A 19,446-nucleotide genomic window follows, 5' to 3' on the forward strand; every position below is an offset into this window, starting at 1 on the left:
GTCATTCCTGTCCGGATTCGCCCAGGACCGGGCTGTACGGGGTGAATCCTTCCCGGAGCCGGACGGAGTCCGTGCCGATGATGTCGATGTCGGCCCAGAGCACCAGGAACGAGCCGCGATGCCGCCACCGGAGCAGGTGGGCCACGGGCCAAGGCCGGGTGAGACCGGTTCGTTCGTAGCCCAGGAACGAGGAGGCGCTGTGCGGGCTGACGACCAGGCCCAATAAGCTGGCGCCGGCGAGCAATTGGCCCGGTGGTCCGTCGATAGTGAACCGGGCATCAGCCACCCGCCCCAGGCGGAGTCCGCCGGGGTCGTGCACGGGTGTGCCGAGGAGATCACCGAGGATCATGGCGGCCTCCGGGGATGCGGGCAATGATCTTGTCGCGGATCCAGCGTTCGACCCAGTCCGCGTCCAGGGGCTCGCCGCGGACGCCCAGCCGGATGACGACCCCGACGTCGGCGACGTCACGCCAGGGGATGCGGATGAGCCGTGATGACGGGGGCCGGCCGCCGAAAATCCGCGTTCCAAGGACGGGGCCGGTGAGCAGCGCGGTGAGTGTCGGGGCCGGGGTTCCGGCCGGTATGGGTGTGTCCGGGGGAGGGGCGCTGATTTCGATGTCATCGACCGTGGTGACGGGGACGCCGTCGACATCGAGTACCTGCCGGTCCAGCAGGTGAAGTTGCGCGTCGAGGGTCCGCCCGGCGGCCCGGACGTATCTGGGCAGGGGTGCGGTGGTCATGATCCGGCTCCCGTGACGATCATCAGTGGTATGGCGGCGAGGGACGCGGCGAGGATGATGACCAGATAGATCATGGCCAGCACATTCACCGTGCGGGCGTTGACGTGTTTACCCATGTACTGGGGGTCGTTGGCCACGATCAGGATGGGCAGGTAGGTCAGCGGCAGCGCGATGGCCGAGAACACGACCGAGTACTCCGTGACCAGGACGGGATCGACCCCGGTGGCCAGGACCGCCGCGCCGATCAGGAGACAGATGATCATGGACAAATGGAAGCGGGCGGCCTGGGCCGGGCGGCGGAACTTGCCCCAGGACCACCCAAAGAACTGCGCCAGGGTATACCCGCTGGACAAGGTGGTCTCCAGGGCCGCTCCGAAGGTCGCCGCGACGATCCCGACGAGGGCGAAGGCGAGACCGACTTTCCCGGCTGCCTCGGCGACGGGCAGGATGACCTGGGACAGTGAGGTGACGGCGATCCCGGCCGGGAGCAGAACCACCGCGGCGCAGGCGGCAATGGACACCGAGAGCAGGCCGCCGAGCGGGAACCCGACGAGTACGTTGATTCTGGACTGGGCCAGGTCTTTGATGGTCCAGCCTTCCTCCACGGCCCCGGAGGAGAAGAAGAACACCTCATAGGGCGTCATGGCCGCCCCGAACAGTGCCACCGCGTAATACCAGTACGAGGCGGCTGTTTCCTGCTCCGGAACGGACGGGGCCAGGACCTGGGCGCCAAGGGCACCCCAGTCCGGCTTCAGCAGAAACAGTGCCACGGCGAAAACAATGAGCGTCAGGCCCAGCAGCCCGGTGACGTTTTCCATGATGGAAAACCTCACCCGCCAGATGACCAGCCATACCGCAACCACGGCCACGGGAACCCACAGCAGGTACTGAACGCTGCTGGCCAGCTGCAGCGCCAGGGCGATGCCTCCGATTTCCGCCGTGACCGTCATCAGGTTGATCAGGAACGACGCTGACAGGTTGGCCAGACCGGCCCGGGGCCCCAACCGTTCCCGGATCACTTCGAACGTCGCCCGGCCCGACGCGGCGGCTACCCGCCCGGACATGTTCGCGAACACACAGATACCGACCACGCCCACGACGACGACCCAGACCAACGAGAGCCCAAACCGTGAGCCGACGACGGAGTTCGTGACCAGATCGCCGATGTCCACGAACCCGCCGATCGCGGTCAGGACCCCCAGGGCCACCCCGAGCAGGCGCTTCATTGTCCCCCCAGCTGATTCTTGAGTGTGGCCATCCTGCCGGCGGCGTTCTCCAGCAGCTTGTCGCCGTCCTGGAGTGTGGGGCTGCCGTCGGTGCTGGCAATGGCGTCCTGCGCCGTGGTCACCCCTGCGATGCTTTCATCCAGGACGGTCAGGGCCTCCCGGCGCGTCTCACGGTCGTCCTGGACGGTGGGGGAGAGCTGGAGGACGGTGGTCCGGGTGGTTTCGAGGTCTTTCAGGACGTCGTCGAGCGTCGTGGACGTTGCCGCCATGGTCAGCTTGCCCCCGGCGTCGAGCGCCAGCGCGAGCCGGGCGGTGGCAACCGCGGAGGAACTGTCCTTCAGCGCTGTGGACACACTGTCCCGCGTGCCGCCAGACGCGCCGCTGCAGCCGCTGAGGAGTGCCGACCCCGCAATCCAGAGGCAGAGCCCGCTCCGTGGCCAGATCGCCATTTCACCTCCGCCTCAAGGGAGTCCAAGCCCGCAACGGTGCAAGACCGCGGCAGGACCGCGCCATTGAGCTAGGTATAGCACTCCCGGCCTGAGAAAAGCTGAGGCACAACCCGGAACGGCGTAGCTCACGCACAACTGAGACCAGGACGTGCCGTCCCACATCTGCCGCGGAGAACCGCACCCTCAGCCGCAGTGGCACCCCTGCGATTTCCCCACTCCGGCGTGGCGCAGCCACGACTGCCGGCCGATCCCGTCATCGCGAGCCCCGCACTGAACCAGCCGTGGCTGATCCGGAGCCGACACCCAGACGGTTCTAGCTGGCATGAAAACAGGATCTGCCAGGACGGGTCGGCACGCCCGCAGCCGAGGCAAGTATCTTTATCCGAGTCCTCGTGGCGCCTAAAATTGACGGTATCGCCGCAGGCGTAGTGTCTGCGTCCAGCCACGGAGGTCCGTCATGGGATTGGGAGACAAGATCGATAACACCGCCGAGAAGCTCGCCGGCAAGGGTAAGGAAGCGGCCGGGAAAGCCACCGACGACCGGTCTCTGGAAGCCGAAGGCAAGAGCGACCAGGCGAAGGCCGACCTCAAACAGGCCGGCGAGAAAGTCAAAGACGCATTCAAGAAGGATTGACACGCGGATCAGTCGGAGCCGGTAACGGTAACAGGGGACGGCCGCAGTGCGGCCGTCCCTTACTGCGCTGTCATGACCCAGCCGAAGGATCCAATGAGGTTAAAGCTGCCCGTTCCCATGCGTCAACCTTTGCAGCGAGGGCGGACCGGCTGAGGCCGTACCCGGAATCAAGAACCGCCAGTGTTGGACCAGCCGGCACCGGTTTTGAGCGGTGTGGTTTCCGGACCCGGTCGGCGGTAGGTGGCATTGGCCGGTATGAGGATGCCTGGCGTATGGCGTGCGCGGCCCGGGGAATCATCGGCGTTGGACGAGCGGATCACCGGACCCACGCCTTGTCCCGACAAGGCAACCCGGGCCCATCGAGGGCGGCGGCGATAACTAGTCCTTGTCGAGTTCGTTGAGGAGGGACTTCGCTGCCTTGGCGATGTCGTCGTGGTTGTTCTGGGCGGCCCGGCTCTCGATGGCAAGAATCGCGCAACGGTGCAGCCGCCGGAAATCTCCGAAGGGGAAGCTGTAGCGTCCCTTGGTGTCGTGGGTTTTCTCGGTGTCTTCGCCCAGATGCCAGGTTCCGTATTCCGTGTAGCCGTGCTTGGCGATGAACGCGTTTTCCTTCTCTGTGTCGGGGGCGTGTTCGCTCCAGTCGTCACGGGAATCCCGGGCGATCCTGGCGTCCTTGATCAGCTGCCGGGCGTGGCGCAGTGCCGTGTCATTGATTTTGATGGTCATCGGTGCTTCCCTCCGTAGTAGGGTCCGGGTCGAGACCGGCCAAGGGCTGCGGCAGCCCTAGACGGCAGAGAGGCTCTGAGGAGACGTCGTCTCTTTCCAAAGCTGGCGCGGCCGGCCGTCGGGGTTCCGTGCGTCCGTTGCAGGGCTCCGTACACTCTGGCCCTGTCTCGTCTACCGTTTTTGGTGCTGTCCTTACTGCCTCAGGTCGGGAGACTGCACCGTCGGCGCCCCCGGCTCTGTTCAGATCCCGGCAGGGGGCTCCACGGTCCCGTCCTGCCGACCGTACGAGGAGTGGCGGCGTCCGGGGTGAATCAGGACCCGGGGATGCTGTGGGTCTGCGGCGTGGAGGGTGGTTCGGGGCGGGTTTTCAGTCGTAGTCGGTGTCCGTGTCATCGTCGGTGAGGCGGCGGAAGTCCTGGGAGAGGTACAGGGCCATCGCTGCCGGGTTGTTGTCCTCCACGGTGACCTTCACCGTGGTGCGGCCCAGGGTGTGCAGGAGGTGCATGCAATGTCGGATGAGTCCTTCGGCCAGGCCTTTGCGGCGGTGGTCCGGGTGTGTGAAAAGTTCATCGATGACTGCTTCGCCGTCGCGTTCGGTAACGATGAGGGCGGCCGTGATTTGACCGTCGGGTCCGAACGCCACGAGGGACGCAGCCTCGGTGGTGCGGCCGCTGCCCTCCTCGGTGGATGGTCCGATCCACACCGGGTCGCCGGCCCGCTGTCCGGGACGGCCGGCGTAGGCGTGCCGGTGCAGATCGGCCAGTTCGAGTAGATCATCGGGTTCCAGGGGCCGGACCCGGATGCGGGCCGGCGCGGTGTTCTGGTGTCCGGTCGCGGCAACCAGGGTGATCGAAGCGTTCATGACGGCGATGCCTTCCCCGGTGCGCGGGCGGCACCGTTGAACACAGTGTCCGGCATCGTCCGCGCGCGCGGAAGACACAGGACCGCAACGATATCCGGCGGAACCGACACCGGCCGGGCCACAGCGGATGAACCGTCCTAAAGCGCCCATGATCACCGCTTCCGGGGACGATCGGACGCCACGGGACGGGACTCCGGCGGGGGCTTCCCGTAGTGGACTCGACCGGTCTCGCGGTCCGACGCGGCCCCTTTCCGTGCCCCCGTTTCTGTCGGAGGCGGCCAGCGGCCGCCTGAACATGGCGGCGGAAACGCGCGGCCATGACGCGCCGTTAGTTAGGAGTAGTATTACTACTATTCCTACTACTTTTGAAGGGTTGGCGCCGTGACGTTGAGTGTGAAGGACCGTGTGTACGCTGCCGCGGAGCAGATCAGCGCCGAGCGCCGGCCCACGGTGTCGACGGTGCGGGCCGCGGCGGGGGTGAGCAACGCCGACGCGACCCGTTATTTGAAGGAGTGGTCGGAGGAGAAGCGGGCCGCGGGCGGGCAGGTCGCCGTGGCGCCGGCGGTGCTGCTGGAGCAGGCCGCACGCCTGGCCGGGGCTTGCTGGGCCGAGGCGACCGTGCTGGCCGATGAGCGCCATGCCGCGGTCGAGAAAGCCTGGTTGCAGGAGAAGAAGGACGTGACCGTGGAGGTCGCCGAACTGGTCGCGGACCTGGACCGGGTGAGCGCCGAGAAGGACGCGGCGGTCGCGGAGCTCACGGCCAGGATCGCCGCGTTGGAGGCCGACGTTGCTGCGGCGGGGGAGCAGTTGGAGCAGGCCCGGGCCGCGGCGCAGGAGGCTGTCAGGGAAGCGTCGGCAGACCGGGCCCGGCTGGCGGCGGCAGAGGCGCGCGCCGACACGCTGCAGACGGCGCATGATGCGCTGCTGGCCCGCATCATGCCCGGGACAGGGCCGGTGGCACAGCAGGCTCCCGGCGGGAACGACTAGGCCCTTCCCGCCGTCCGCATCCTGCCCCCTGACCGGGGACGTCACGGAAGCGATGGCAGCTGGGGTGTCCGGCTCCGTTTTTCCCCGCCAGGGCTGGAAGGACCCGCAAGAGGCTATTGGCGCAAGAGGTTATTGGTCTGTGCGGATCGCGAGGAGTTTGTGGTCCTCCGGGATCTGTGTCGTGAGGGCTTTGCGGGCTTCTTCACAGGTGTTGCCTTCGGCGCTGATGCGTTCGTTGCTGCCGTCAGGGGCCTGGATCGTGCCTGTAATCTCCACCTGAACACCCTATGCGCACCCGTTCCTACACGGCCTCCAGCGCGTCGATCTCGGCGGCGTCCAGCAGCGCTGCTGACTCTGCCCCGGTGGCCCGGGCCAGATCATCCAGGGACTTGAAATGGTCCCGGGCGAGGGTGATGGCCAGCAGCTCCAGATAATCGCCCCCGTTGCGCTGTGCCAGGCCGCCGAGATAGTCGCGCATGCGCACTTCCAGGGCGCCGGGGCCTTCGGATTCTTCCGCGGCGAGCCGCGTCAGTGTCAGGGCCGCGAGGTCCGGGTCGTCGTAGATGAGTCCCATGGACCTACGCTACGCACCCGACGGGTGCGGTCAAGGGCCGGTGCTAGCGCCAGCGGCAGGAGTCCAGCGCGCCCACCAAGGGAGCGGGGCCGTCTTTGAGGCGGTCAACGGGGCGGGATCCGTTACGGTCCCTGGAGGGTGTGACCATCCAGAGGGTGAAGTTGTGCGGGATCTGCAGTTCCATCGCCCGGTCAAAGAGCTTAACGACGGTCGGGTGGAGCTGTCCGCCGGGGAGGAACTGGAATCCGGGGCAGTAGGTGCCGTCGTCGATGATCGCGGACGAGCCGGCGCAGCACCGGTCCGGGGTCTTCCATCAGTTCGGAGAGCCGGCGGTGCACCTGCCCGAGGGCCGGGAGCGTGAATTCTGCCCGGATCGCCGCCCATGTCTGATCGCTGATCGGTTGGGGGTTCCCTGCCGCCGAGGCCCTAATCGCTGATGCCTTCGAGCAGCCACCGGGTCGAGAGCGGGTTGCGGCGCAGCTCAAAGGTCCGCAACGCCGAGCTCGAACTGAGACGGACCTGCACCCTCCAGAACTCGATGCTGACCAGGTCGCCGCTGCCGACGGCAGCCGTGCTCTGCGTGTCCCACCAGGCGTCCCGGTCGAACCAGTGCACCGGCTCGGCCGCGACGGCCCAGATGCGGCCCTCGTGCCGGACGGCGAGCGGCGTGCCGGCCGGGGTGAAGCGGACGTCGACGTCAACGTCCAGGGTTGTTTCATTCGCTACTGCTGTCACGTTCTACGCGTTTTCCCAAGTTCCTGCTCATCATGTCTTCCCGGCGGGTGACCGCCGAACTCCACACCCAGGTCCGGTAGGTCACCGGACCGTCCTTCCACGTCACTTCGGCGGCTTTGGCCGTCCAGGCATAGACCTCGCCGTCGACCAGCTCGGCGCAGTTCGGAAACCGGATCCACGCCTTCACCGGGATCCCGGGGAAGCCGTTCCTGGCGGGGAAGTGCTCGAAATCGAGCTCTTCCACCGTCAGCCCGATCGGGCCGGCCCGCCTCGCATACCGCGCCTGCAACCGGGCCGCCTGTTCCGGGTTCATATCCTCAGTTTAGAACTGACATTCGATAACAAATTTCCAGCCTAGTAATTTTATTCGAATAGATGTGCAGGTTTGAGCATGGGGGAGGGGTCCGACAATCAAACGGTTTGCACCCAGTGGGGACAGCCTGAGCTGTGCGGAGGGCTCCACCTGCCCCCAATGGGCACAACCGGGAAGAGGGTCCTTGCTGCGAGCCGTGAGGAAAGCCTCCGCGCGAATCCAAGGACTCAAGCGCGGAGGCTCCCGGTTCTCCAAGCTGGGGGGACTGGAGAACCTCGGTAATTCTACTGGCCGGCGGCCTGCCGGGAAACGCTGCCTTTCGGGTCACCGCCGGGGAGGGCGGCCCCTGGTCCTTCCGGCCTGCCACCCGGGAACGGTGTCGTCCAGGAGCTTGGCCTTCGCAGGGTCGAGGTCGCCGCGGCGGTGTTTGTACCGCTGGGTGTGGATCCAGACGCCGAGGGTGTGTTCCCGCTCAGAATCGCAGCCCTTGTGGCGGGGCCAATCGTTGCCCTCGTGTCGGAAGTCCTCGAGCTGGGCCAGGCGGTGGTGCCAACGGGCCTCGTCCTCGGCTTCCCTGCGGTTCCCCAGCCACCCGGGCACCCGGGCCAGACCGTCACGGTAGGCCGGGACCAGGGTCCCTTGGGCCGCTTCGCGTCGGCGCCCGGACAGCCAGCGCGCCATCGACCTTTCGCCCCGTTGCCCGGAGCGGTCACGCGGGAGCCGGCCTTCGGCCTTGACCCAGGCGATGAGCTCGTCCATGCGGCCGAGATCCGTGGGGGAGGGGTGCGGAACGGGCGCGGAGCCGGCTGCGGACTGGTGTTCGGCCTCGAGGTGGGGGTCCTGGTGGCGCGCGATGACCAGGTGGTATCCGACCGTGGCGGGCTCGGCGCCGACGAGGGCAGCGATGCGTTGCCGGCTCAGCCCGAGCCGGTACATCAGCACCCATTCCGCGTCAGGAGCGCGCCGCAACCGCCTGTCCATGATGGACATCCTGCCACGACCCCTCCACAAGTCGGGCGGCCACCGCGGATTCCACAGACAGCGCTTTCGGGCGTCCGCTGGCGCGGCCGGCTGTGGGGTCCAGTGCCTCCGTCGCAGGGCTCCGGAGACCCTGGCCCGTATCCACGTCTTCGACGTTTTTTGGTTGCTGTCCTCCGGATTCTAGGCGTCGCTCCACCCCGTCTAGCCCCGGCTCCGCAAGCTCCACCGGGGCCTGCGGTGCAGGAAATGTCCCTCCGGCGCTCCTGCGTCGCTGATTTCCTTGAGGGAATTTCCTGCCCCTTGCCCTGCGGGTAGACAGGGCTCCGTCGGCCGCCGAGCAAGCAAGCTTGCCAGCAACCAAAAAACAACGGGGGGAGAAGGGGACGCTGGCCGGTCACCTGAGCCGCCCCACCCACCGGAATCCTCTGCAAAAGGAGCAACACCATGAACGCAATAACCACCAAGACGGTGACCACCCAGGACACCGGGGAAACCATCGACGGCGCGACGGTGCTGGGCGATTACCACGTGAACGGCGGCTACGACTGGATGGAACTCATCGGCGAACACGGCTGGGCCGTGATCCCCAGCTGGGGCTGTGACGGCTGGGACCTCGGCAGCTGGCCCTACGTCATGGTCGCCGCAACCCGGACCGCTGACAGCATCGGGAACCTCTTCGGCGTCGCCACCTACTGCGAGGGAGACGTGACCTGCACCTACTACCGGACCAAGGCCCGGCAATGGGACGCAATCACCGAACAGGCATTCTTCCACTGGAAGAACGGCCAGGCCCACGGCCCGGACGACCTGCCCGAAGCCGCCGCAGAACTCCCCAGCCGCTACCGCATGCCGTACATGGCCAACGTCGCCTAAAACGTGCTGAAACCTTGCCGGGCGGAACCACCGCCCGGCAAGGTCCACCCTCCCCACCAAGGGACCAGGACCGGCCGACAGGGTTCGGGCGGTCCGCCGCCGGTGGTTGGCTGCCGTCGGTGGTCACCGGCGGCGGACCGCCATTTCCGGCAAGAACCGAAGGCGGAACAGTAGGTGTACCGGCATGCCCAAGGGGCGGGGCCGGCCTGGGCGGATCCCGGGGGAGACGAGGCCAGAGGCATGCTCGCAGGGCTCGCACCCTTTCGGGCGTCCGCTGGCGCGGCCGGCTGTGGGGTCCAGTGCTGTCCGTCGCAGGGCTCCGGCCCGCCCTGGCCCTTCCTCACGTCTTCGACGTTTTTTGGTTGCTGTCCTCCGGATTCTAGGCGTCCGCTCCACCCCGTCTAGCCCCGGCTCCGCAAGCTCCACCGGGGCCTGCGGTGCAGGAAATGTCCCTCCGGCGCTCCTGCGTCGCTGATTTCCTCCGGGAATTTCCTGCCCCTTGCCCTGCGGGTAGACAGGGCTCCGTCGGCCGCCGAGCAAGCAAGCTTGCCAGCAACCAAAAAACAACGGGGGGAGAAGGGGACGCTGGCCGGCCACCTGAACCGCCCCACCCACCGGAATCCTCTGCAAAAGGAGCAACACCATGATTGAAAAGATCAACCTCACCGGTCCCGCTGACCTGCTGGCCACCATCCCCCACCTGCTGGGCATCACCCCTTCGGAATCGTTCGTGGTCCTCACCGCCCATGACGGCGCCCTCGGCGCAACACTGCGCGTGGACGCACCCGAACACGCCGAGCCGCTGAACTACGCGCAGACGCTGACCAGCCACGCCGCCAACGATGACAAGGCCACAGCGTCCTACCTCGTCGTCTACACCGACGAGAACCAGGACAGCTACCCCTACGCCGCGCACGTCGCCGCGCTGGTCAGCGAGCTGGCCGCTGCCCGGATGCCCGTGCGGAACGTTTGGCTCGTGACCTCCACTCACTGGGCGGAGTTCGGCACGGACGAGGGGCACCCGCTGGAGCAGATCATCGACAGCCAGGCCAACGCGGCGTTTACCTTCTTCGGCAGCGCCAAGGACATCGACGTCTACAACCCCGCCCTGCTGGGCACCTGGGCCATGCCGGTGGAAGCACCCGAAGGCACCGAAGCGGACATTGAGGAAGCATGCGCGGCGTGGGCGGCCGTGCTGGACAGCACCGGGACCCCGAACAGCGAAACCGCCCGGGACCTCGCGGGAGCGTTCCAGCACAAAATGGTCCGGGACTTCCTGTTCCGCGAGACCATCACCACCCAGAACGGCAACTTCGCCGACGTCATCCTCGGGACCTTCACCGGCCGACCGGACTGGAACCGGGTGGACCGGGCCCAGGCCATCGCGTTCGAGCTGATGAAGGCAGTCCCGGCAGGCCAGCGCGCACCGATGCTGACCCTGATGGGCTGGCTGGAATGGCTCAAAGGCAACGGCACCCAGGCAGGCCGCTACCTCAAGCACGCGGACACGGACGCACCCGGATTCCGGCTGGCCGGGCTGCTGCAGGAACTGATCAACCGCGGTTCAGTCGCAGACGTCGCCCGCGACCCGGAAACCTCCTACCAGCGCCACAACAACTAAACGGACAGGGCCGGGCCGGGATCACCCAATGATCCCGGCCCGGCCTTTTTGCCGGTGGCGGGGCGGCCTCCCCCGCTTCGCTCCGCCGGCCGCCTGACGCTCGCGCGGGCGCAGCCCGGAACTCCAGCTAGCGTGTAGAAACCACGGATACAGTGAATCCCAGGAACACTGCACCGACCAGGGAAGCGTGAGCATGGGAACCGAATACATCCTGACCGACGACGACAAGCCGGCGGCCGAGCCCAGCCTGGCTGAAGACGTCATCGAAATTCGTCTGCTCACCGCCGGCGAACCAACCGGGCCCGCGAATATCGGCTGGGCCCAGGAACACCACAACCTCTAACCACCAGGCAGCGAGACGCTGCCCACCCAAATTTCCTTTGCAGAGGGAAACAGCGAAAGGCCGGCACGTCGGTGCCGGCCTTTCCTCATGCCCGGATTTGTGCCAACGCCCGGCGCCACAACAGGAACGCCGCCAGGGCATTCAGGACGGTAATGAAGACATCGCCCGCTGCCGGCCGGGCGATCACAAGATCGAGGACTACCAGCGCCAGCGCCCCCGCTGCGGCAAATGTGAACACTACGGCCAGGACCCGGAGGACCCGCGGAGAATCCAGCCCAGCACCGCGCCCCGCACGGTCCGGGCGGTTATCACGCCGAGCCGGCTCAGTCATACCCTCACCCTACTCAGGAAGGCCCTGCTCGCAGGGCTCGCACCCTTTTGGGCGTCCGCTGGCGCGGCCGGCTGTGGGGTCCAGTGCTGTCCGTCGCAGGGCTCCGGCCCGCCCTGGCCCGTTGTCTACGTCTTCGACGTTTTTTGGTTGCTGTCCTCCGGATTCTAGGCGTCCGCTCCACCCCGTCTAGCCCCTCCTTCGTCGGGGCCTGCGGTGCAGGAAATGTCCCTCCGGCGCTCCTGCGTCGCTGATTCCCTCCAGGAATTTCCTTCACCTTGCCCTGCGGGTAGACAGGGCTCCGTCGGCCGCCGAGCAAGCGAGCTTGCCAGCAACCAAAAAACAACGGGGGAGAGGGGAAGCTGGCCGGTCACCACAGCCGCCCCACCCACCGGAATCCTCTGCAAAAGGAGCAACACCATGAACACCGCACCCACCCTCGAAATGCTCGACCCGGCCACCCTGACCGTGGACATCAACGTCCGCAAAGACGCCGCCCTGACCGCCGATTTCATTGCCAGCATCAAAGAGCACGGCGTGATGGAACCCGTCATCGCCCACCGCAGGGACGACGGGACCGTGCATGTCCTGATGGGACAGCGCCGCACCCGGGCCGCCGTGGAAGCCGCCCGGCCCCTGATTCCGGTGATGATCATCGAGTCCCCCGAGGAAGCCGAACGGATCGTGACGCAGGTCGTGGAGAACATCCAGCGCGCCGAACTGACCGAAGCGGACGAGGCCGACGCCTACCACCAGCTGTCCCTGATCGGTGTGTCAGCCGCCGCGATCGCCAAGAAGACCGGGCGGACCAAGACCACCGTGGAAGGGGCGCTGAAGGCCAAGTCCTCGAGCGCCGGAGCCGCCGCCCTGGGCAAGGGATACACCATCGATGAAGCGCTCATCATGGCCGAATTTGAAGGGAACCAGGACGCCACCGAGGAGCTAGAGTCCGTGATCGCGGACGAACCCGATCAGCTCCTGCACGTCGCACAGATGCTCCGGGACCGCCGCGACCGCGCCGCCGCCCTCGCCGCACTCATCGCCGAGCTCGAGGCGCAGGGCAAGAGCATTGTCGAGGACGCCGGGCACTACTCCAACGAAGAGAACCTGTACGTCTCGGCCGCGAAGCGGGCCGACGGGGAACCGGCAACCGACGAGGACGCCAACGCCTACCTGATCAGCACCGACTACCGGGGCCAACATAACGCCAACCCGGTCATCACCGGCTGGAAGGACCTGGGCTTCACCCCGAAGTACGAACGCTACGACGGCGGCACGCAGGCCCAGAAAGGCCCGATGACCGAGGAGCAGAAAGCCGAGCGGAAGACCCTGATCGCCAATAACCGCGAGATGGAGAGCGCCACGAAGGTCAGGCGCGAGTTCGTGAAGACCCTGCTGTCGCGGAAGACCGCGCCGAAGGGCTGGCAGTACTTCACCGTCCACGCCATCACCCACGACCCCGAAGCCGCCAGCGGCTACGACGGCAAGGTCGCCACCGAGATGATCGGGGCCAAGACCGGGGAGGACACCGACCTGTGGGGCTGGAACCCGCTCCGGGACCACACCGCTAAGACCACCGCCCGGCCCGAGTTCTCCCTGATCGCCCTGATCTGCGCCGGGTATGAAAAGACCATCCAGAAGGACTCATGGCGGAGTGCCGAAAACCGGCACTTCCACTACCTGAACCAGCTCACCGCCTGGGGATATGTTGACCGGACTAAGAGCCTTAGCTTTAGGACGACCAACGGACGATGGAGTCACGGGTATGGGTGTGCAGAGTCAGGACAGTCTCAACGAAGATGATTCTCAAGGGAGCGTCCAGGCGATTTTGGTCGCTCCTTACTGGCTAGTCTCCGACCCCGAGGATCGGCCTGTACCGAGCGTGCAGCAATACCTGCAGGACTTTTGGGCCCGGGGGATGAGCTCGTCGAGTGTGGAGTCATATGCCAGAGATCTTCTGAGGTGGTTCCGTTTTCTGTGGGGTTCCGGCAAGGAATGGAACCGGGTGAACCGCGATGACGTGCGGGAATTTGTGACGATGCTTCGTGCATCGACGAAAAAACCGGCTAGGCCTCGACGGCCGGTGCCAGCTATCAATGAAGTCTCGGGCAAGCCCTATCTGAGCGATCAATACTCACCACGAACCATCAATCACAATCTGTCAGTGCTCTTCGCGTTCTACGACTTCCACCGGAGAGCCCTGACCGGGCCATTGCGCAATCCGGTGCCTGAGCGGGCCGGCCATTACGGGCGTTTCGGAGCCCACCACAACCCGGAAGATGCGTACCGGCAAGGACCTCGAGCTGATTACCGGCAAAAGGTCCCCGTGCAGGTACCTCGCTCCATCCCCGATAAGGCCTTCGAGGACCTGTTTACCAAGCTCGGAACGGACAGAGACAGGGCTTTGGTCGCTTTCTATGTTTCCAGTGCGGCCCGGCCCTCGGAGCTTGTCGGACTGACTAACGGAATGGTCGATGTCGGGCAGCAATGCATCTCCGTAGTACGCAAGGGCTCCGGAGCCCTCCAGCGGATCCCCGCGTCCCACGAGGCTTTCCGATGGTTTCGGCTGTATCAGGAATCGCTCCCCGAGGATCTCATCCGGCCAGGGGCCGCCGCCTGGTGGACATTGCGAAAGCCCTACCGGCCGCTGAACTACGAAGCAGCCAGAGGCATTCTTCGCCGGGTGAACATTGCCCTGGGTGCGAACTGGACCCTCCACGACTTCCGCCACACAGCTGCCATCCGCATGGCACGAGATCCGAATGTCTCGCTCACGGATATCCAGACGGTTCTCGGACACGTTCACATCAGCGCGACCGAAGCCTACTTAAGGCTCCGCGAGGACGAAGTCATCGAACGGGTGAACCAGCACTTCGTGTTGCGCGCTGCAGCGGGCCGCAATCCCGAGACTGCTTCTGAACACCCCTCGGCATACGCGGCCGCAGACATGATTGAACTTTTTGGAGGTAATGAGTGGCAATAGTTAGGGATTATGTCCCCTCACCGCCTGTTCCCGCGCCGCCCACAAAGCCTAAAGTCGACTCTCAAGACTGCGTTCCACGCCTTTCCCTGGCAACCCAGGACGAACTGATTGAACGCGTGAAGGACCTCGCCGGCGCCGATACAGTCTCTGTCCGCGGCGTGAGCGTCATCCTGAAGGCGTTGAGTGAATTCGAGGGGCAGACATGGCAGCAGCGGTGGCAAAACGCCGGCTGCCAGGAACCAGGGCATGACTGGAAAGACCAGCTCGGCAGTCCATGGCAGGGGATCTACTTGAACCGTGCAGCATTCGAATCGGCGAATGGAATCGCAGACCTCATAGCCTTGGACGTGATCCGGCCGAGCTACACCTGGCTTCGACAAGGGTCACCGAGGTTCCACCGGATCCGCTTGAACAGGCATCCTGAGTTCTTCGCTCAGATGACCGAGCACGGGGCATCGCTACAAGTGAGACCGCCGAACTTCGAAAATGGCCTCATTGTCATGACGAAAGTGCTGGCGCACACCGGAGTGCCCGTTCGGGAGTTACGTCCGGGACATCTTCTCGGATACCGGGATTACCAGATCGGGCGGGGCCAGAAACCCGACGGGCTCACCTATGTCTGGTCCATGCTCAAAGACCTCGGGATCTTCGATGCCTCGACACCAGGACTGTTGCAGTCCGTCGCGGTAAGGCGGCCTTCCGTCCCCGAGATGGTCGATTCCTACGGGATCCGTAGTCAACCGGTGAGGGACATGCTGGTGCGCTATCTCAAGATCAGAGAACCATCGGTGGACTACTCAACCCTTCGCTGGATGGTTTACGAACTGGTCAAGAATTTCTGGCTCGATATCGAAGCCCACAACCCCGAAGCCAACAGCCTGCGCGTCAGCTTCGAGGAAGGCCGGGCCTGGCTCAACCGATTCACAGACGGGCCCATCTCGACCAAGCACCGCACATTGTTCATGGTCAGGGGCCTATATCTGGACATCGCGTCATGGGCTACCGACGACGCCTACTGGGCCCAATGGGCTGCTCCTTCGTTCCTGACACGTGAAGATACCTCCGGGGCCAACAAACACAAACGGCGAACCCAAGCCCGCATCCATCAAAGGATCCGGGATCTGAGTCCGCTGCTGCCGAAGCTGCTGGCCAGCGCCGCCCAGGAGCTCAAAGACGCTCAAGCACTTTTGGCCGCAGGAACAGCGGCGGATCAAGGGCAGGAATTCGAACATCAAGGCATCACTTACCGCCGCTGTGAGATGAGGCGGAGAACAATCAACGCGCCGCGCGGCTCAGGCCGCGTCTGGGTCGTTGGCGGCCGCTTTGAACATCGCTTTGACCTCACTCAGCTTGAGGACAACTGTTTTTGGAGTTGGGCGCTGATCAACACATTGAACGAGACCGGAGTGCGGATCGAGGAACTTGTCGAGATCACCACTCATGCGTTCTCCATTTACCGCCTTCCAGACACAGGTGAGGCGCTTCCCCTTCTTCAGATTGTTCCCTCAAAGACCGACAGGGAACGGATACTTCTCATCTCTCCGGAACTCGCCCACGTCTTCGCACTCGTGAAGAGGCGAATCGCCACCGCGGGCGGACGCGTGCCCCTGGCCGTCCGCTACGACGGGGCCGAGCGCGTCTACAGCGCACCACTTCCGCACCTGTTCCAGTTACGCACGGGAAGTGAACGCCGAACCATGTCTCCCAGCTGGGTCAGGATCGCCATCAAGGACGCGATCACCAGGGCTGGCCTCAAAGACGAGAACGGGGACGACTATAAATTCACCCCCCACGATTTCCGAAGGCTGTTCGCCACCTCAGCCCTGTCCGCCGGGCTGCCGATACACATTCTGGCCAAGCTCATGGGCCATCAAAACATCTCCACAACCCAGGGGTACGCAGCCATCCACGACGAGGAAACCCTCCGGCATTTCAGAAGCTTCCTCGACAGGCGCAGAGCTCTGCGGCCACCCGATGATTACCTTGAGCCCACGGAAGGCGAGATCCAGGACTTCCACGAACACTTCAAGAAGAGAAAGGTCGAACTGGGCAGCTGCGGACGAGCTTATGGAACACCCTGCATCCACGAACACGCTTGCATCCGGTGCCCAGTGCTCCGTCCCGATCCAACACAACGCCCCCGCCTCGAAGAACTTATTGAAGCCCTTGAGGACCGGAAGGTCGAAGCTGAAGAGCGGGGATGGCTGGGCGAACTGGAAGGCATAGAAATCAGCCTCAACGCCGCGCGGGAGAAGCTAAGCCAGATGGTGAGGCAGGTATCGCTGGGAATGCCGGCCGTCCCATCATCCTGAGACTGACATCCGCTAGTCAGGCCTAAGTGAGAATAGCCAGCTGAAGGCGACGGAAGCGCTTACGTGTCGGCGAGCTTTCGTACGACCTCGGAGGGAGGCTTTGGCGTCGGGCGGTCCTCGGGGACTGCCACCCAAACGATGCCGTGCTGATCTTGACGACTCCTGGCGGTACCAATCGGCTCGGCGAGGTTGACCGCCACGTCGCGGGCGAGGCCCTCAATGGTGCCGTCTGCTGAGTCTGCATGAAACTCGATCCGGCACCCAAGGATCATCATGGGGTCGATGGTTCGGCGGTACACCACGCATGCCGCGGCCGGTCCGTCCTGCCAGGCGCCGAGGATCTGCACGTCCTCAGCCCAGTACCGGTCGACTGCGTCAATAATGTATCGATCCAAATTCACGCTCATAGTTGACTCCTTGATGGCTGGAGACGCAACAACGCGGCCGCGCTGCCAGCCAGTTTCACCCGTCCTTCCGGGGCCAGAAATACTTGACACAACCACACGCCCCTCGCTACTGGTTCGTTTGCTCCCGCGAACTATGAGACGCCATCTCGCTACGTGAGGCGGAACAAGCCTCGGGGCCGCGGGTGGGGCCAGATAGGTCCGTCCATCCAGCCGGTGCCAAGAGGGATTGACATAGTCACCTGCCGCGCCCTAAACGCCAAGGGTAGCCGTTGACGTCAGTAGTCCGGAGAAGCTACACCGCCAGCGCTGTGGAGCAGATTATCCTCGACAAGCACACCGCCGAAACCGACTAATCTGAAAGTGGGCCGGGCGGCTGACCCCCAATACAGCCGCCCGGCCACTCACCCGTGAAGGGCCGGGAACCTCCCGTAACGCGGGCGGTCCGCCGCCACGGGGAGAACCACAGCAGCCACTCACTAGCGGCGGACCGCCGTTGGCGCGACCGGGCACGACCTGCCTTGGACACCGCGCACCGACAGGGCCGCCCACCGGCCCCTGCCCAGGGACACAGACCTGGCCCGCGCGATCACAGTCCTTGCCGGTGATAGCACCCCCCAACTTCCGCAGCTTCGAAGTGGCTCAACACATCACTGCCGGGCTTTGTCATCACCCATCGGCCGCACCTGCGTTCATAGTTTCCCCAGGCCGGTCAGCAGCCGGGAAGATTGGCCGTGGGCGACAGCTGGAGCGGGCGGGGACCCTGCCGTGTGCAGATGCGGCGAGTCCCGGGGCGGCTTCTACCGCGGCTCTATTCCGGGGACTTAGGTGCCGGGTGGCTCAACGCCTCTTTGCTGACGGTCTCACCGGCGCGAATGGTCACAAAAGTGCAGGCAAAAACCTCTGGAACTAGCGGAAAAACGCCTATTCATTCAGTTGAATGATTGGTAGAATTGAGGAAGCAGTACAGAGCAGACGCACCTAACTCAGAGTGATACGAAACCGAGGACTGACCATGACTGTCACCATTTACACCAAGCCCGCAGGATGCTTTGGCTGCACCAAAACCAAGCAGAAATTCACCGCCGCCGGCGTCGCCTTCACCGAGGTCGACGTGACCACCAACCGGGCCGCGTTTGAGTACATTACCGAAGAGCTCGGCTACTCCCAGGTCCCCGTAGTTATCTGAGGAAAGCCCGGGTTCCTGGTGTGCGCGGCTGTTGGTGGTGTCCTTCATGTAATCCATGGATGCCGGGGGCAATGCCTGGTGTCAGCTCGCCAAGCCTTGGCTGGCCTTCGTGGCCGCACGATCCCGGGCCTTGGAGTCGTATTTCCAGAGCTCAAGCTCGCTCCAGCCTGCAGGAAATCCCATGGTGTTCTCCGGAGTCATGCCGTTCACTGACTTGAATTTCCTGAGTTCCGTCCTGAATTTCAGGGGCCAGGTCGTTGCAGGATCGACCCGTACGATCAGGTAGGCAATGATGGCGGCCAGGTGGTACAGCTTCTGGCGGGCGTCCTGGTCGATGTCGTTGATGTGGTGCAGTTTGTCGTCCATGACGACTAGGGATGGCTTTGGTGGAGGGTACGGGAACGTCCGGTTCCATACCCGGTTGTTGTGGGCGCAGTGGTTTCGCAGGATATTCAAGCTGCGGAGCCACGCGTGAAGCGTTGGCCCGCAGGCCTTCTTCAGGCCGAGGGCCTGGCCGATCTGATCGCGGTCCTTTGTGTTGAGCAGGCTGTAAAGCCGAACGAGCGAGCCAAAGTCCATTACTTCGGTCGCAACCCATATGGGCAGCTGCCCGTTGTACTTGGAATGGTGGTGCTTCACAAAATCTTCGCGCTTCGAATCAGCCAGCAGAGATTCGTAACGGGCAAGCCACTCACTGTGGACGTCACCTATGCCAGACCTCGGTTTGGACGGTGGACTGCTGCAGCTGGATGCGTCCAAATGGCTTCTTGTTAGGTGCCCAAGGGGATGACGTTTTCCCAACGAGTAGCCGACGTGAACGGCAAGTCCGACTTCCAGAGCCTGCAGGGCCTCAAAAAGCAGTGAGCGGAGCTTCCGGTCAAAGTCGTGCAGTTCCAAGATGGCGGCGAGGCTGGCTCCGTCCACAAAGTCATCCGACCGTGTCTTTACAGCGGTGACGCCCGCAGTGTCAGGGAGCTCCCTTCGAAGGGGATAGAGGTACCCGGACAAGCGGTAATAGCCGATGCGCTTCAACGCGGCAATGGCTTCCCTATGCTCGCCAACATCTAAGCCACGAGACTTCAGGAGAGCCAACTGCTCCTGAAAGTTTCGATGTGGCTTCGGGAATTCCCCCACGTATCCGCTCCTAGTTAAACGAAAACCGGCCC

General features: G+C 64.5%; 24 protein-coding genes. 9 read left to right on the forward strand and 15 right to left on the reverse strand.

Features of this window, described 5'->3' with window-relative positions:
• Nucleotide 1: 1 nt before the first annotated feature.
• From AC1DGD_RS07060 to AC1DGD_RS07075, 4 genes are read right to left on the reverse strand one after another with little or no spacing between them, the layout of a single operon-like run.
• A complete protein-coding gene (locus AC1DGD_RS07060; protein ID WP_476856342.1) occupies nt 2–349 on the reverse strand; it encodes a PRC-barrel domain-containing protein in 348 nt (115 codons plus the stop codon).
• A complete protein-coding gene (locus AC1DGD_RS07065; protein WP_476856343.1) occupies nt 336–740 on the reverse strand; it encodes a hypothetical protein in 405 nt (134 codons plus the stop codon). Before AC1DGD_RS07065 ends, AC1DGD_RS07060 begins: the two co-directional genes overlap by 14 nt.
• Nucleotides 737–1,966, reverse strand: a complete 1,230-nt coding sequence (locus AC1DGD_RS07070) for an Nramp family divalent metal transporter (RefSeq protein ID WP_476856344.1) — start codon at nt 1,964–1,966, stop codon at nt 737–739. Before AC1DGD_RS07070 ends, AC1DGD_RS07065 begins: the two co-directional genes overlap by 4 nt.
• Nucleotides 1,963–2,415 (reverse strand): hypothetical protein, encoded by a 453-nt coding sequence (locus AC1DGD_RS07075; RefSeq protein WP_476851051.1) that lies wholly within the window; start codon nt 2,413–2,415, stop codon nt 1,963–1,965. Before AC1DGD_RS07075 ends, AC1DGD_RS07070 begins: the two co-directional genes overlap by 4 nt.
• Nucleotides 2,416–2,872: 457 nt before the next feature.
• Between AC1DGD_RS07075 and AC1DGD_RS07080 the strand changes: the two genes are divergently transcribed.
• A complete protein-coding gene (locus AC1DGD_RS07080; RefSeq protein ID WP_476851050.1) occupies nt 2,873–3,049 on the forward strand; it encodes a CsbD family protein in 177 nt (58 codons plus the stop codon).
• 378 nt (nt 3,050–3,427) lie between these two features.
• Here the strand turns inward: AC1DGD_RS07080 and AC1DGD_RS07085 are convergent, their stop codons facing one another.
• Nucleotides 3,428–3,775: a hypothetical protein gene (locus AC1DGD_RS07085; RefSeq protein ID WP_476856345.1), complete on the reverse strand. Its 348-nt coding sequence runs from the start codon at nt 3,773–3,775 to the stop codon at nt 3,428–3,430.
• 367 nt (nt 3,776–4,142) lie between these two features.
• Entirely contained in the window at nt 4,143–4,637 is a 495-nt protein-coding gene (locus AC1DGD_RS07090; protein ID WP_476851048.1) for a GNAT family N-acetyltransferase, read from the reverse strand.
• A 381-nt stretch (nt 4,638–5,018) separates the two neighbouring features.
• Between AC1DGD_RS07090 and AC1DGD_RS07095 the strand changes: the two genes are divergently transcribed.
• Nucleotides 5,019–5,624, forward strand: coding sequence for a DNA-binding protein (locus AC1DGD_RS07095; protein WP_476851047.1), 606 nt, complete (start codon nt 5,019–5,021; stop codon nt 5,622–5,624).
• 129 nt (nt 5,625–5,753) lie between these two features.
• Here the strand turns inward: AC1DGD_RS07095 and AC1DGD_RS07100 are convergent, their stop codons facing one another.
• The 6 genes from AC1DGD_RS07100 to AC1DGD_RS07125 form a co-directional block, all read right to left on the reverse strand.
• Complete coding sequence (locus AC1DGD_RS07100; RefSeq protein WP_476851046.1) at nt 5,754–5,900, reverse strand: hypothetical protein; 147 nt, start codon at nt 5,898–5,900, stop codon at nt 5,754–5,756.
• A 25-nt stretch (nt 5,901–5,925) separates the two neighbouring features.
• Complete coding sequence (locus tag AC1DGD_RS07105; protein ID WP_476851045.1) at nt 5,926–6,198, reverse strand: hypothetical protein; 273 nt, start codon at nt 6,196–6,198, stop codon at nt 5,926–5,928.
• 43 nt (nt 6,199–6,241) lie between these two features.
• Complete coding sequence (locus AC1DGD_RS07110) at nt 6,242–6,382, reverse strand: hypothetical protein (RefSeq protein WP_476856346.1); 141 nt, start codon at nt 6,380–6,382, stop codon at nt 6,242–6,244.
• A gap of 242 nt (nt 6,383–6,624) precedes the next feature.
• Nucleotides 6,625–6,933, reverse strand: coding sequence for a hypothetical protein (locus AC1DGD_RS07115; protein WP_476851044.1), 309 nt, complete (start codon nt 6,931–6,933; stop codon nt 6,625–6,627).
• Nucleotides 6,914–7,246, reverse strand: a complete 333-nt coding sequence (locus tag AC1DGD_RS07120; RefSeq protein WP_476851043.1) for a hypothetical protein — start codon at nt 7,244–7,246, stop codon at nt 6,914–6,916. Before AC1DGD_RS07120 ends, AC1DGD_RS07115 begins: the two co-directional genes overlap by 20 nt.
• Before the next feature lie 324 nt (nt 7,247–7,570).
• The gene (locus AC1DGD_RS07125) at nt 7,571–8,227 is read right to left on the reverse strand and encodes a helicase associated domain-containing protein (protein ID WP_476851042.1); all 657 of its coding nucleotides are present in this window, start codon (nt 8,225–8,227) and stop codon (nt 7,571–7,573) included.
• Nucleotides 8,228–8,671: 444 nt separating this feature from the next.
• On the opposite strand from AC1DGD_RS07125, the gene AC1DGD_RS07130 reads away from it, so the two are divergent.
• The 3 genes from AC1DGD_RS07130 (at nt 8,672) to AC1DGD_RS07140 (ending at nt 11,064) form a co-directional block, all read left to right on the forward strand.
• The gene (locus tag AC1DGD_RS07130) at nt 8,672–9,100 is read left to right on the forward strand and encodes a hypothetical protein (protein WP_476856347.1); all 429 of its coding nucleotides are present in this window, start codon (nt 8,672–8,674) and stop codon (nt 9,098–9,100) included.
• Nucleotides 9,101–9,743: 643 nt separating this feature from the next.
• Nucleotides 9,744–10,721, forward strand: a complete 978-nt coding sequence (locus AC1DGD_RS07135; protein WP_476856348.1) for a DUF4192 domain-containing protein — start codon at nt 9,744–9,746, stop codon at nt 10,719–10,721.
• Between the two features lie 187 nt (nt 10,722–10,908).
• Nucleotides 10,909–11,064, forward strand: coding sequence for a hypothetical protein (locus AC1DGD_RS07140; protein ID WP_301231293.1), 156 nt, complete (start codon nt 10,909–10,911; stop codon nt 11,062–11,064).
• Nucleotides 11,065–11,149: 85 nt separating this feature from the next.
• Here AC1DGD_RS07140 and AC1DGD_RS07145 read toward each other — a convergent pair whose 3' ends face one another.
• Complete coding sequence (locus tag AC1DGD_RS07145) at nt 11,150–11,395, reverse strand: hypothetical protein (RefSeq protein WP_476856349.1); 246 nt, start codon at nt 11,393–11,395, stop codon at nt 11,150–11,152.
• A gap of 417 nt (nt 11,396–11,812) precedes the next feature.
• Here AC1DGD_RS07145 and AC1DGD_RS07150 point away from each other — a divergent pair, with 417 nt between their 5' ends.
• From AC1DGD_RS07150 to AC1DGD_RS07160, 3 genes are all read left to right on the forward strand, one after another.
• Entirely contained in the window at nt 11,813–13,195 is a 1,383-nt protein-coding gene (locus AC1DGD_RS07150; protein WP_476856350.1) for a ParB/RepB/Spo0J family partition protein, read from the forward strand.
• Nucleotides 13,158–14,375 carry a tyrosine-type recombinase/integrase gene (locus tag AC1DGD_RS07155; protein ID WP_476856351.1) on the forward strand — a complete coding sequence of 406 codons (1,218 nt, stop codon included), beginning with the start codon at nt 13,158–13,160 and terminating at the stop codon, nt 14,373–14,375. The genes AC1DGD_RS07150 and AC1DGD_RS07155 overlap by 38 nt, the downstream gene beginning before the upstream one ends.
• A gap of 158 nt (nt 14,376–14,533) precedes the next feature.
• Nucleotides 14,534–16,687 (forward strand): tyrosine-type recombinase/integrase, encoded by a 2,154-nt coding sequence (locus tag AC1DGD_RS07160; protein ID WP_476856352.1) that lies wholly within the window; start codon nt 14,534–14,536, stop codon nt 16,685–16,687.
• Between the two features lie 59 nt (nt 16,688–16,746).
• On the opposite strand, the gene AC1DGD_RS07165 is transcribed toward AC1DGD_RS07160, so the two are convergent.
• Entirely contained in the window at nt 16,747–17,094 is a 348-nt protein-coding gene (locus AC1DGD_RS07165; RefSeq protein ID WP_476856353.1) for a hypothetical protein, read from the reverse strand.
• A 1,012-nt stretch (nt 17,095–18,106) separates the two neighbouring features.
• On the opposite strand from AC1DGD_RS07165, the gene AC1DGD_RS07170 reads away from it, so the two are divergent.
• Nucleotides 18,107–18,280, forward strand: coding sequence for a glutaredoxin family protein (locus tag AC1DGD_RS07170; RefSeq protein ID WP_476856354.1), 174 nt, complete (start codon nt 18,107–18,109; stop codon nt 18,278–18,280).
• Nucleotides 18,281–18,361: 81 nt separating this feature from the next.
• Here the strand turns inward: AC1DGD_RS07170 and AC1DGD_RS07175 are convergent, their stop codons facing one another.
• Nucleotides 18,362–19,414 (reverse strand): Abi family protein, encoded by a 1,053-nt coding sequence (locus AC1DGD_RS07175; RefSeq protein ID WP_476856355.1) that lies wholly within the window; start codon nt 19,412–19,414, stop codon nt 18,362–18,364.
• Between the last annotated feature and the right edge of the window lie 32 nt (nt 19,415–19,446).

The organism is Arthrobacter sp. 05T45, assembly GCF_056395875.1.